Here is a 14004-nt window from a genome sequence, read left to right as displayed (position 1 = left end):
ATCATTTTTTTCTTTAAATTGAGACATCCTTTCAGCGTGGACCTTTTTAGTTAATCACACATAACTCTTTATTTGATAATTTCTATATTTAATGTAAGTTCGATATAAACGAATAAATATTTCATTGAAAATTAGGAATATAACAACAAAAAGTGTTCAATCTATAGTACTCAATTATAACATTTAAACGATTACTGTTATGTTCTCAAAATTTAAAATTACAGAATTTTTTTTGTATGGCCGATAATTTTTGCAAGGAATTTGTATTGCAGCAGGGAAAATATATGATTGAAGACAAGAGGGCTAGGCATCGTACCAAGAATACAGAGACTTATGGAGAAAATGAAAATGGCCATTAGGGTGGTCACAATCCCCATATCATATAAGCGAAGTCGCATTCTCCATTCTACGAGAAACCTGTTATATAGCATGCTAAACAATTCATAATTTATGGATTGTGCAATAGATTCAGGTTGTGTACCCTATTGTGAAGCATGAACTGTTTTAGATTGGGCCTCTATTTCAGATTTTGGTTCTGTGCTATTGTTCATGATTTATTGACATTTGTAGGTAGCTTATATTTTAACATTATCTATCCCTTCCGGTTATTCAGGTACTATTACACCATCTTCTTGAAGCTGCAGGGAAGTGTTTTATAAAGTGTGTCCGAGGTAAATTTACCCTAGGAGTGATGTACAAATTTAATTTTTTATCTTGTATCAAAATCGTTGATTTTGTGATGATGCCGGACGAAAAAATGGGCTTTGTTGAGGAGTGGTGCGTTAGCAATATAAAGGTATCTGGGAGTCGTTATGCGAGTGTGTTTTTTACTACTTAGCAGACATTCTTTTGGGAGCAGTATCCAATCGCAAAATTACAACTAGACTATATAAAGTAAGAATTAACTGAAGTACATCTTGAGTACATATTATAACAACATGAGGGTGCATCAAAATGTACATTTTGAAGTGCACCCTCTTTCCCATAAATAGAACCGGATGTCAGAACGCTTCTTTTCGGTTCTTTTCCAGCAGTCGTACGATATCGCTTTCCCGGTATAGGATTTTTCCTCCTATCTGGTAATAAGGCAATATGCCGTTGCTTCTGTAGTCCAGCAGCGTACGCTTGCTTAGCTTGAGCTTTCCGGCTAGTTCCGTATCTGTCAGATAGTTTTCCCCGTCCAATAAGTGCTGGTTGTCCATTGGCAAATGGTCGATGAGATCCGATACCCTTTTCATTTCATCGAAGAAATGAAGCACTTCCTTGTCTGATCTGGTGATGATTGTTCCCATAATCTGTCCTTTTTGGTTTGAAACAAAGATATCCGCATTCCCATGCCACTGCAAACCGCCGGAGCCTGTTGTCATCAGATTTCATTAAATGTCATCAGATTTCATCGGACCGGATTCCGGCTTCCAGTCCTTCAGCTTGTTCTTTAATACCTTCATGTCCTCCGTGACTTTTCTGTATGTGATTTTGGCATAGGCTTGTGTAACCCTCAAATTGGTATGTCCGAGCATTTTGGAAAGTGTTTCTATTGGAAGTCCGTTTTCCAGACAGACGGTCACGGCGAACGTGTGCCGGGCCACATGAAATGTCACCCTTTTTCTTATATGGCAGATGTCGGCAAGCTCTTTAAGGTAGGCATTGCTTTTCTGGTTCGAGATGGTCGGGAATAGGTATTCCGATTCGCCTTTTCTTATGTAAAAACTTGCTATTTTCTTGGCTTGGGGAAGGAGAGGGATGAATGCGGGGTGGTTGGTCTTGGTCCTGTACAGATGGATATACATGCTTTTGTCAGAATCTGAAATGATTTGATCCTTTCTCAACCGACAGATGTCTGAGTAGGAGATGCCTGTGAAGCAGCTGAAGATGAATATGTCACGGATGGAAGCCAGTCTAGGAATATCCAGCCGCTTGCCCATTATTCTTATTATTTCCTGCCTGTTCAGGTATTGTTTCTGGCTTTCTTCCTTCTTTATTCGGTAAGTTGAGAACGGATTGGTCAGGATAATTCCGCACCGGTATGCCCATAGGATTCCTTTTCTTACCATACTCATCATCTTGGCTGTTGTATTGATTGATAGCCTGCAGTCAGTCCTGAAGAAAAGTTCTAGTTCGTATATCATCTGCCGGTTGAACTGTTCCAGTGGCATATCTTGTCTGCCCATTTTCTTGCAGAATTCCTCAAGCCGCCTGTAGACTAGTTTATGTCTGTTGGAATGGGACATGCTGATTTGTCCGGCATGTGCCAGCCTGTCCGCATCTTTTACCTGTTTGTCAAACAACTCTAGAAGGGAAGGCGGATTGGTTCCTGTGGCCATGAAGCGTTGTTTCAGCATGCTTGCCGTAAGCTGTTTTCCTTCTAGTTGGGCCTGTCGGTAATGATGCTGCAATGTGGAACTTACTTTGTCCAAGTATGCATTGATGTCGTGTGCTTCTGGATTCATGTCGGAAACACGCCTGTTCTGTTTGTCCCAATGCTCCTGTAGGATGGACGTCTTCAGACTTACATCTGCGGCCTTGTTGTTGACTATGATGCGGAGCATGATTGTTGACTTGCTGTCTTTTTGAAGCTTTCTACGTTTCAGATAGAAGTAGATGGAAAAACTATGTCTCATAAAAAATAAATATTAATTGTGTCCATATCACAGACGGATGCATAGGACACGGATAAGACATAGATTATGGTTTTGAATGGAATGTAATTGTTGATTATTAATAGTTTTAGATTAAATGAAATAAGAGAAGAAAATAAAGTAAATATGTAGTTTTCAGATATTTGTTTAGGTCATAGAAATAGGTTCGGATCCGCTTGGGGCCCGAACCCAGAGCCCCAATCTGCCTTGGAGTAATTGGATGGTATGTAATGTGTTTATTATCAAATGTTTGCATCTTTGTAGTTCGGCATTGCTTACAAAAATAGGTTCAATTCCTACATTATTTGCTGGTGAACCTTGTAGGATATTAGCATTCAACCAGATACATCAGACTGCTAAGTGCGGACTTTTCAAATAACCACCTCTTTTCATCTGCATCAGAGAAGAATTTGACGTTACGGAGGTAGTGTTCTTCGGCTCGCCGGAATGGACAGGAAAAGTCGGTTATTTCCGTTCCTTTGGGGAAATCTTACATTCCGCAGTTTTAGCATGTCCGTTTACATAGGTACGGGCTTCTTCACGGAATCTTTCACGTTCCGATGTTCCAAGTTTGCCGAACTGGGAATCTATGAGTTCGTCGATGTTTGTTAGACCGTTTTCTTTTAGAATTTTCTTTTCTGTATTCATCTTAAAAAAAATAGCTTAAAAAGCTTATTAGAGTTTTTTTATACTATGGCACATTTCTTTTTTTAATAGTAGGAATACAAAAATTTTTAATATCAACTCCACTAAGCGAATAGTATCCAGTTGAATATGGTTTTGCGTTCTTGACAAGATAGCTCCAAAAAAGATCACTATCAAGAACGCTTTTCAAGACTTGCAACTTTTCAAGGTCATCGCTAACAAATGCAACGCCATTGTATAGCATCAGGTCTGCATCATCTTTCAAAACGCAATGAAGAGGCTTGTTTGCGAACTTCGGAAAGAATAATTTATATCTTGGCATTATGAGCGACTGAGTTCTACCATAGGCATACCATGTGGGATACTTATCTGTCTTGCCTTTGTCACGTGTAGCGAGTTGTTTGCGTTGGGATAAAAGATAAGTATAAGTATAAGGAAAAATGGTCTTCATGACTGACTCCTCAATAATTGTAGCTCGCCCTTCATTAATACAGTATGGGAAAATCAATTTCTCGATAATGCTTTCGAAAGAAACCTCCGAATTGAGTTTGTTGGAATTGATGACATTTCTACATATTGCTTTTTCTATAGGGTAGCGTCCATCTTTAGATTCCAAATAATAATAGTTATCGTCCTCTGCGACAGGTTTGAATATGTAAGTCTTGTTACTAAGTGTAGCTATACCGTGGCGAGACTGACAATATTTGCCAATAGGAATTCCTGTGGACTCCATTTGGCGTACTGCATCAAAATCATTGAGACTCCACCCTTTTTTGTTATCAAGTTGATCATATAAGATATTAGTATATTTGGGTGTTACGTTTAAATCTCCATTCTCATTAACGGCATAATGTAGTGTATCTGATGCTTGATTCTTTGTGAGGAAGAAAAGACATGTATATGTACTTTTCTTTTGAAAAATCTGATAACCACGAAAATCCAATATTGAAATATCATGAATTCCACGAGAAAAATAATTCCGTACAGCTCTACCATTGACTGAGCGGATAAAACTATTCATTGTGATGAAGCCCAACTTTCCACCATCATTAAGCATTTCCGTTGCTATTTGGAAAAAAGGAATATACAAATCTGGATGTCCAGACAGACAAACTTCATATTGCAACATCTTTTCCTTTATGATAGCATCTACATTGCGCGAACAAACGTATGGCGGATTGCCAACAATAACATCAAAATGCGTGTAAGTCTGATTCCATTCCGCTGTGTTAAAATCTAGTGTATCTGCTTGAAGAATATTGAAATCAAAGTCTAAATCCTCATTATAAAGCAAGGCTAAAAGTGAAAGCAGGATTTTTGTCCTTTCCACAGAATACTCTTGGACATCAATCCCATATATTGATTCTTGATAAATATCACAAAATGTCCTCCCTGTATTATTGCGTAGAAACAATGCAACATCCATTAAAAAACCACCACAACCACAAGCGATGTCTGCCACACGAACATGTTGCATTTGTTCATTTGGCATTGTATTTAAGCAAGTTTCAATGATCTTTTTTCTTACAGACTTAGGTGTATAAACAGCTCCTGTTACAATACGGTCAGCTGGCGAAACGACAAATTCAAAGAGACTAATCATGTCTTCTATTGTCATTGGTGTAGGATGGAAATGGCGAATCTTTGATATAAATTCCTGCAACAAGTCAAAATCTTTATCATCCTTGTCTATGAGCAATCCTTTTATAATATGATTATTCTCAATCTTCAGATCACTAAGCGACACAAAAGAAGACACGAACAGGCGATTAACTGTCCGTGTATCTGTGAGTTGTTTTCGTTTAAGATATGCGAAAATTTGAGAGTTCATTGATTAGTCAAATTTTGGTTTTCCTCTTAATTGTTCCTCTAGGTTGTGGTATAATCTATTCAGTTTTTCTTTGGCTCTTAGTTCCTCCAACGAATCAATGTTCACTTCATCTAATTCTTTAAGCATAATTTTAATTTCTTCTAACTTCCATCTCACTCGGTGAGCAGGATTTCCAAAATTAAGTGCAGACCACATCCAATCACCAAGATCAGTAATTGAGTGTATAGAGCCATCTGCCAGTCTCTCAAATTGTGCTGCGTAAGCATCATCGCAAGGGTCTATGAAACCTTGTTTCCCATCGTTATGTATATTCTCATCCCCCGTAGGCCACTTTGCGCGTTTGGAATTATTGCAAGATCGGCATGAATAAACCAAATTAGAATATTCTGTAGGAGATATGTTCACAAGGCTCTTTTTAGGGACAAAATGATCAACCTCATAATAAGTATCCCTAAAGAACTCATGATTCCCACAATAACCGCAGCGTTGATGAAAATCTTCGCGTAGCAATGGCTTATATTCGTTATGAGTCTTATATACTGGTACTGATTCTCGACGAGCAGGGGTTATTTTTCTGAAATCTGACATAGTTTACTTCTTGTGTAAATCAACAATACTTTGGGCGACTTTCAACAATTCCTCTAATGTCTCATTTGATTTGCTTGTAATCAAATCAGCATGAACGCTATTATCCAAATCCAACTCTGACAAGTAAAGTTCAGCCTCAAACCTTGCGACCGACTCTTCATTTGTCAAGTTCTCTCCTTTGGAAACTTTATCTTGAAGATGTTTAATTATATTTTCAGCCGAAGCCTTACGACTATTGTAATTATTTACATTTGCCGTAATAATACTCTTTAGCTTTTCGTACTGATTTGCATCAGTAAATAATTCTTTACCACGGATTATTTGGGCTTCTTTACACTCTATTAATGCATTACTCTCAAATGATGTTATAATGAACATTGGTAGATGTTTGTTGTGACGATGAAGTACATGTATCACATCATCGCCAGTATATGATACTACCCCTGTATTATTCAAGCGATAATCAATTAATACAGCTTGTGCATCGAATTCGCATATCTCCCGCCAAATATCTTCTATATTTTGAGGCATAGATTGTGGAATGTGAAGCTGAAAGTCGTTCTTCAGTACAGAATGAGCTTGTGACTGCCAGCCCTCATCTTCATCTAAATAGACTAATCTGATTTTATCGTTCATAATTATTTGATCTTAAATATTGTTCTTATTCCAAAGCCTTTCTCAACAGGCAGTAATGCAATCATTGCATCCGGATATTTGCTGATAATGCCTTTCGCGATAAACAATCCCATGCCAGTGCCAATCTTATTGTTCTGATTATCCACTATAGATGTCTCGAAAGCATTAAAAATAACATCTGGGGTATTTTTATATTCTTGAGAAAGTCCGATACCATTATCAACAAAATCTATTACAGCATATCCATGGTCATTGCTCACACGTACTGAAATCGTTTTATTCTCTTCCTTTGAAGTGAGGAATGCAGATATGGAATTTGTTACAAAATTATTGAATATACTATCCAAATCCATTTCGAATCCTTTTAGGAACGTACCATCCATGTTTATTAATTGGAGATCAATATGTATCAATTTTCTTAATAGGATAGGCTTCCATGACTCAATAAACAAAGTAAAGTAATTCGACAAATCAATATCTACCCAATCCCTTTTACTTCGACGTATTGAGTTTAAAGAATAAAGGAGCCAATTATAAAGTTTCTCGTCTTCTGCTTTCATGTTTCTTAACTCCTGATATGGATTGTCGAAACGCATTCCTTCAAACTGTTTTTCTGGTAGATATTGCAGAAGAATATTCTTAAGCAACTCGTTTCTCGGTAAAAGACGAAGCATTACGCTTCGGAGTTCATGGGTAAATGTAGCAGAAGATATTCCCATACTCGCCAGTCCACGAAGCATTGAAAGTTCAGCCTCCTTGTCACTGAGTTCTGTCTCCAAAGACTTATAATCAGCAGCAAGAATCTTTAAATCTTCTGCTTCTTTCGACAAATTCTCATCTTTAGACTCAAGAGCCTTATTGGCAATCTCCTTTGCTTGTGCTGTCTGTGGATGTTCTTCTTTGTACAGTTCCGACAGATTGTACATGATGGTATTACGATCAAGCTCGAAAGCCGAGATTATCTGCAACAACAGATTTTTAAACAAAGCGAAAACCGCATTTTCTTGAATACCCTCTCGACTTGATTTATCCTCGAAAGCCGCATTTGTCAATCTTGAAATCTTGACGACACCAGCAATCTGATTGGGACGGATTCTATAACCGCCCATTTTCTGACCGGCACCACCAGGACTCTTTGCCTGTCTGCGACCTAAACCCAACCAATCATCCCCGTTCTCTCCGTACGGACGGACACGGAACTCATCGCGATAGATACGCACACCGCCAAACCTGTCAAGCCAATGAGTACGGGCTGATTCATCAAATAAATTGTATGGATATTTTTGATTCCCATCCTTGTCTCGATCATCCTTTAACGTATTTTTTAGAAAGAAGAATGTAAATCCAAATTTCCCGACCTGCTCTAGCAGATTAGCATCAACCTTTTCGTTTATTTGAATAGTTTGAGTGATTTCTCTTTTTTGAAAATCCTCTAAACGAAATGGTTCTACTTTCATTGCATCTCGCAGAAATACTTTGCTGTAAAATGTTTCAAGTTTAGAAAAGTTCAATTCATTTCTCTCAATCTTTATCTGTATTTCACGACCTCCTTCATACTGAGCAGAAATTTTATAGTCATAATCCTCATACTCCATCGGATTAACCTTTCCACTCCACTGCAAATCATGCATCTTGTACAGATACAATTCAAAAGATGATTGTAACTCTGCGGGGATGAGCATCTCAAGGTTCTTCAACAATCCATTCAGAGCATCGTCATTCCAATCGTCATTCAGATGGGATATACAAAGGATTGTTCCGTGAAAATTTTCAGAAACTAATTTGTCATATATTGGCAATCTGTTAATGCCATATTCATTAAGTTTACTTGCCAAATAGTCAATAGTAATTTCTTCTAAGTTTGCTTCTACATCCGAAAGCACACGTGCTTTATCAAACTTTTTCCAATCAACATTCCACACATAACCTTTGCCAAACTCGTTACTAGCAAAAGACAACATCTCTGCAGAAGTCCCTAATCTGTTCAAAGCAAATCGACCAATACCTTTTGCCCCACTTTTAACACGCTTTTTATTTGAAGAACGGGCATTGAGAAGCTTATCATCCGTGCCAATTGTCATCCAATGCTTGATGATAATTTCATCTGTCATTCCTGAACCATTATCAATTATGAACAGTTTGGATTTTACATTATCTTCTCGGATATCTGCCACTACTACACAAGTATCCGCATCCGCGTCATAAGCATTCTTTACCAGCTCTATAATAGCTCCTTCAGCATTGGCAAAGTTCTCCATACCAATAAGATGCGCTGTTCTTGCTGATATCGCAAATGGAATTTTCATTGTCGTACGTTAAATAAACTTGAAAAAGATATCTCTCAATCCACAATAAGTTCGCTTAATTTCACGTCAAGCAGAGTCGCAATCTGGTTCATGGTCTGCAAATCTGGTTGTGACTTTTGAGAGCACCATTTGCTCACTGTACAAGTTGACTTACCTAATTTTTCCGCAAGCCATTTGCTTGTCAGGTGTTTCTCCACTAAGACAACCTTAATTCTATTCAAGTCTTTATTCATAGCTGTAAATCTAATAAATTAAACTATCACGCAAATTTAATGAAATATTTTTTATTCCTCAAAGCGTTGCTATATTAAACTCAATTTATTTGATAAATGGATGTTACAAGTGAAGTACAGCTTGATTACATTACATAATCTCATCGTTCCTTTCCTCTTGGTAGCTACATTCTTGAAAGTCTGATTGGCATTAATAATGTTTATCCGCTTGATTATCCAATATAAATCATTAACTTTGTAATGTTGGAACAAGGCAAATTCCTATCGGAAAAACATAGAAATGAAGCAGGTGCAGAGCTGGGTGCTTTTTATGGAAGATTCTTATAACAGACTGAATATCAGTTTTGATTAAAGACTCCGTTAGTCCCGTACGCACCGCAAAAAACCTTCACTCATTCGGGTGAAGGTTTTTTTATTATATCTATATTATGTCTTTTTAACACATGACGATGCACGAATTCCCGTAATAAAGCATTTAACGTATAGACAAACATTAAAAGTTAACACGTTAAAGATTAAATTATTATGAGACTACGTTCATTATTAAAAAATGCTTTGGTGGCTTCAGTTGCCATTTTCTCGCTTCAGTCATGCAATAACAATGACGACTACGATTATTCTCTTATGTTTCCTAACGCATTGGTTACTGTAAAAACAGATGCTAACGATACTTTCTACCTCCAGTTGGACGATGAAACGACTTTACTTCCTGTAAACATAACAAAATCACCTTTCGGAGAAAAAGAAGTTAGAGCATTGGTTAATTTTGAAGAAACAACTGATCCTACGGAAGGTTTCAGCAAGGCTGTTCACATCAACTGGATAGACAGTATCCTGACTAAACCTATCGCAGCAAACCTCGGTGAAGAAGAAAACGACAAGACTTACGGAAATGATCCTGTAGAAATTCTAAACAGCTGGATGACTGTTTCGGAAGACGGGTATCTTACACTACGTTTCAGCACAGTATGGGGCAATCCTGGTATAAAACATTTCGTAAACCTTATTTCGACAAATAATTCTGAAAATCCATACGAAGTGGAATTCCGCCATAACGCTTACGGAGACGTAAACGGACACCCTGCCGACGGTATTGTAGCATTCAAGCTTGATCAGCTTCCTGACACAGAAGGAGAAACTGTGAAACTGAAACTGATTTGGAATTCATTCAGCGGAGAGAAGAGTCATGAATTTGACTACTGTACACGCCAGTCAACTCCGGTCAATCCGGATATGACAAGCGTGAGAGCCAAGAATTTCATCAATTAAGAATTTTCTTTATTTCATTTAATTTGTTCAAAGCCTCAACAGGGGTGAGATTATTGATATCCAAATTGATAATTTCATCCCTTATTTGGCTTAATACGGGGTCGTCAAGCTGGAAGAAATTAAGCTGAATGCCGTCGGAAGACGATGACGACTCTTTCTTTTTCTTTATATCCGAAGTTATCTCCTTTTCCTTGCCCGATATAGACCCCTGACGGTTTTCTTTCTCCAGAAGTGCCAGAATCTCGTCAGCGCGTTTTACGATAGATTTAGGCATACCTGCCATCTTAGCCACATGAATACCGAACGAGTGTTCGCTGCCTCCAGGTTCCAGTTTACGAAGGAATATTACCTTATTATCAACTTCCTTTACAGATACATTATAGTTCTTTATGCGGCTGTAGGTATGTTCCATCTCGTTCAATTCATGATAATGGGTTGCAAACAGAGTGCGCGCCTTAGCCTTCGGATTCTCATGTATATGTTCCACAATGGCCCATGCTATGGATATACCGTCGTATGTAGATGTACCTCGTCCAAGCTCATCGAATAACACAAGGCTGCGTTGCGACAGATTGTTCAGTATATCGGCAGCCTCGTTCATTTCGACCATAAACGTTGACTCTCCCACAGAGATATTGTCACTCGCGCCTACACGTGTGAATATCTTGTCCACAATACCTATGTGCGCACTCTCGGCAGGTACGAAACAGCCTATCTGCGCCATAAGAGTGATAAGGGCAGTCTGTCTTAACAAAGCCGACTTACCAGCCATATTTGGACCCGTAATGATTATAATCTGCTGTTTCTCAGTGTCGAGATAAACATCATTTGCTATATATTTCTCGTCCAGAGGAAGCTGTTTTTCTATCACCGGGTGTCTTCCCTGACGTATATCAAGCACCTCATCCTCTGATATTACCGGACGTATATATCCGTTAGCCTTGGCTACAGTAGCAAACGAAAGCAGACAGTCGAGTACAGCTATCTGGGTGGCATTTATCTGTATGGCAGGAATAAATTCCGCCAGCGACATAACCAACTCATTATATATACGGGTTTCCAAAGCAAGAATCTTATCCTCGGCACCAAGGATTTTCTCTTCGTATTCCTTAAGTTCCTGAGTGATATATCTTTCGGCATTCACAAGAGTCTGCTTTCTTATCCATTCGGCAGGCACCTTGTCCTTATGCGCATTACGCACCTCTATATAATAGCCGAACACATTATTGTATGCAATTTTCAGACTCGGTATTCCGGTAAGTTCGCTTTCCCTTTGCTGTATCTGAAGGAGATAATCTTTTCCGGAATACGATATACGCCTTAGCTCGTCCAGCTCTTCGGACACACCATCGGCTATCACACCTCCCTTATTAACAAGCAGGGGAGGGTCGTTGTTAATTTCACGGGCTATCTTATCACGTATGGAAATACACAGGTTAAGCTGTTCGCCTATTCTGCGCAGACTTTCATTGTCAGCTTCAAGACAAGCCATCTTGATAGGTTCTATGGCCTGAAGCGCCACTTTGAGCTGCACAACTTCACGTGGAGATATTCTTCCTACAGCAGCTTTAGACACGATACGCTCCAGATCACCTATTCTGTGAAGGCAATCTTCAACAGTTTCCTTGAAGTCCGGCTGACGGAAGAAATATTCCACTACATCGAGTCTTCTGTTGATAGGTTGCACATCCTTGAGCGGAAAAATAATCCAGCGTTTCAGCATACGTGCCCCCATCGGACTGATGGTATGGTCTATCACGTCGAGCAGACTCGTTCCGCCGTCATTCATACTTCCCATCAGTTCCAGACTACGGGCAGTAAACTTGTCTATACGCACATACTTCTCTTCTTCGATGCGCGACAGCGACGTGATATGCCCGACATGCTCATGCTGAGTCATTTCAAGATACTGAAGAATAGCTCCAGAAGCTATTACACCATTCTTCAGATGTTCTACTCCAAAACCTTTCAGATTCTTGGTCTCGAAATGTTTGAGCAGTTTCTTCACAGCCGAGGTCTCTGTGAAAACCCAGTCATCAAGCTCGAAAGTAAAGAATTTGCTCCCGAAATTACCTTCGAACATAGGTTTCTTTCCACGTTCGAAAAGCACTTCCTTAGGAGAAAAATTATTGAGAAGTTTATCGATATAATCAAGTTTTCCTTCGGCTGTCATAAACTCGCCTGTAGAAATATCCAGAAAAGCCACACCGCAAGCTGTCTTTCCGAAATGAACAGCAGCCAAAAAGTTGTTTTCCTTATAAGAAAGAATATTGTCACCTATGGCCACACCTGGTGTAACAAGCTCGGTTATACCGCGTTTCACCAGTTTTTTGGTAGTTTTAGGATCTTCCAGCTGGTCGCAGATAGCCACACGTCGTCCTGCTCTGATAAGCTTCGGCAGATATGTATCAAGAGCATGGTGCGGAAATCCCGCCATCTCGATAGTCTTGTTCTGTCCGTTGGCCCTCTTTGTAAGGGTAATGCCCAAAATCTCGGATGCTGCCACCGCATCTTCCGAATACGTCTCATAAAAGTCTCCGCATCTGAAAAGCATGATAGCATCCGGGTGCTTCGCCTTCAGGTCGAAAAACTGTTTCATCATGGGGGTCATTACTACTTCGCTGTCTTTTGCCACGGTAAAATCCTTTCTTTATATATTTGTGAGTAAATAAAATTTCTATCATGCAAAGATACTTCAAAATACACAAATATCTTTTAAGCCTGCAAGTTATTTTCTTCGTAACACCGCACAGGTTCCTTCACAAGCTTTTTCCTTATAATTAGAATACATACCGCGGTAATAACAATTCCTATCAACGCCAGGATTAAAGCTCCCGTTTCGCCAAGCGATGAAATCATTGTCGCATCAGGATCGCCCGACAAAACATAAAGCAACACCGAGCTTCCATTATTGATAAAGTGCATCAGCATTCCAGGAATAAGACTTCCTGTGAGGTAATACATCCATCCGAGAGCCATTCCAACCACAAAGGCAAACGGAATCTGGGCGGGATTGCCATGCACCACACCGAATATAAGCGACGATACTATAATGCCAAGATAAGGCATTTTCCACTTTCGCATCAGGTGTCCCTGTATCGCACCGCGGAACAGCAGTTCTTCCACCAGCGGAGCCATCACTACAATGGATATTATCCCCAGAGGATTGTTCATCATCTGCTCGAACACATCCTTCATATTGTCAGGCAGTCCTGCAAGCTCGCTGAAATAATTGGTCCACAAGCCCATAGCCACTATAAACATTACAGAAGCCAGCAATACACCCCATTTATTAGGAGTACTCAATCTGAAAACATCAATTGATACATATTTTCCAATAACTACATGAAGTCCTATAGACAATGTGGAAAGAAACTGCGCCCACATAATGACAGACATATACCCACTGCCGGACACGTCCGGCATTTCCATAACCCCGTTCTTTAGCATATACACTCCAACAAGCACTCCGAAGAACGCCAGCTGATAGGCGAAATAAAGTAAGAGTAATTTTATTGTACGTCCCATAAAAATCCGATTTATTACACCACAAAATTATACAGTTTGACGAAATAAAGCAAACATCACCAAAAGCTTGTATAAAATGATCTGATAATAAAGCAAAAACATCTTTTCATATTCTATAAATATAAACTGTGTATATATAAATACAACTTGTATCTTTATAAATATAACTTGTATTTATAAAAACATAAGTTGTATTTATAGAATTTGTAAAGACGAAATTATAAGTAACTATTCAAAATTAATTTTATACATATGAGTAATTCACAAATAAGTTCGTACCTACAGATGCCAGTGCCCTGTTTGTACAATAGAAAAGCGAGTCCTTAGTA

At 38.9% G+C, this 14004-nt stretch carries 11 protein-coding genes and 1 pseudogene; 2 read left to right on the top strand and 10 right to left on the bottom strand.

Going from position 1 to position 14004, the window contains the following annotated elements; all coding sequences use genetic code 11:
• Nucleotides 1-199: 199 nt before the first annotated feature.
• Nucleotides 200-320: pseudogene (locus H6A27_RS15585) on the top strand (IS982 family transposase); the annotation flags it as partial.
• Nucleotides 321-1001: 681 nt separating this feature from the next.
• Here H6A27_RS15585 and H6A27_RS10190 read toward each other — a convergent pair.
• From H6A27_RS10190 to H6A27_RS10155, 8 genes are all read right to left on the bottom strand, one after another.
• Nucleotides 1002-1238: a helix-turn-helix domain-containing protein gene (locus H6A27_RS10190; RefSeq protein WP_394800084.1), complete on the bottom strand. Its 237-nt coding sequence runs from the start codon at nt 1236-1238 to the stop codon at nt 1002-1004.
• A gap of 138 nt (nt 1239-1376) precedes the next feature.
• On the bottom strand, nt 1377-2621 hold the full coding sequence (locus H6A27_RS10185; protein ID WP_204508601.1) for a site-specific integrase: 1245 nt from the start codon (nt 2619-2621) through the stop codon (nt 1377-1379).
• Nucleotides 2622-3104: 483 nt separating this feature from the next.
• Nucleotides 3105-3287 carry a hypothetical protein gene (locus H6A27_RS10180; protein WP_022510850.1) on the bottom strand — a complete coding sequence of 61 codons (183 nt, stop codon included), beginning with the start codon at nt 3285-3287 and terminating at the stop codon, nt 3105-3107.
• 43 nt (nt 3288-3330) lie between these two features.
• Entirely contained in the window at nt 3331-5115 is a 1785-nt protein-coding gene (locus H6A27_RS10175) for an HsdM family class I SAM-dependent methyltransferase (protein WP_204508600.1), read from the bottom strand.
• Between the two features lie 3 nt (nt 5116-5118).
• The gene (locus H6A27_RS10170; protein ID WP_204508599.1) at nt 5119-5703 is read right to left on the bottom strand and encodes an HNH endonuclease; all 585 of its coding nucleotides are present in this window, start codon (nt 5701-5703) and stop codon (nt 5119-5121) included.
• A 3-nt stretch (nt 5704-5706) separates the two neighbouring features.
• Nucleotides 5707-6339, bottom strand: coding sequence for a hypothetical protein (locus H6A27_RS10165; protein ID WP_087384149.1), 633 nt, complete (start codon nt 6337-6339; stop codon nt 5707-5709).
• Between the two features lie 2 nt (nt 6340-6341).
• Nucleotides 6342-8645: an ATP-binding protein gene (locus H6A27_RS10160; protein WP_087384146.1), complete on the bottom strand. Its 2304-nt coding sequence runs from the start codon at nt 8643-8645 to the stop codon at nt 6342-6344.
• Nucleotides 8646-8680: 35 nt separating this feature from the next.
• A complete protein-coding gene (locus H6A27_RS10155; protein WP_087384143.1) occupies nt 8681-8878 on the bottom strand; it encodes a helix-turn-helix transcriptional regulator in 198 nt (65 codons plus the stop codon).
• A 525-nt stretch (nt 8879-9403) separates the two neighbouring features.
• Here H6A27_RS10155 and H6A27_RS10150 point away from each other — a divergent pair.
• Complete coding sequence (locus H6A27_RS10150; protein WP_204508598.1) at nt 9404-10147, top strand: NigD1/NigD2 family lipoprotein; 744 nt, start codon at nt 9404-9406, stop codon at nt 10145-10147.
• Here the strand turns inward: H6A27_RS10150 and mutS are convergent.
• On the bottom strand, nt 10140-12758 hold the full coding sequence (mutS, locus tag H6A27_RS10145) for a DNA mismatch repair protein MutS (protein WP_204508619.1): 2619 nt from the start codon (nt 12756-12758) through the stop codon (nt 10140-10142). The two genes, H6A27_RS10150 and mutS, sit on opposite strands and share 8 nt — an antisense overlap.
• Nucleotides 12759-12862: 104 nt before the next feature.
• Complete coding sequence (locus H6A27_RS10140) at nt 12863-13675, bottom strand: CPBP family intramembrane glutamic endopeptidase (RefSeq protein WP_204508597.1); 813 nt, start codon at nt 13673-13675, stop codon at nt 12863-12865.
• Nucleotides 13676-14004: the final 329 nt, after the last annotated feature.

Origin of the sequence: Bacteroides caecigallinarum (assembly GCF_016902295.1) — a bacterium.
In the GTDB taxonomy this organism is placed as follows: domain Bacteria; phylum Bacteroidota; class Bacteroidia; order Bacteroidales; family Bacteroidaceae; genus Phocaeicola; species Phocaeicola caecigallinarum_A.
Note: the sequence above shows the minus strand (reverse complement) of the source record. Positions and strands in the feature narration are given on the sequence as shown.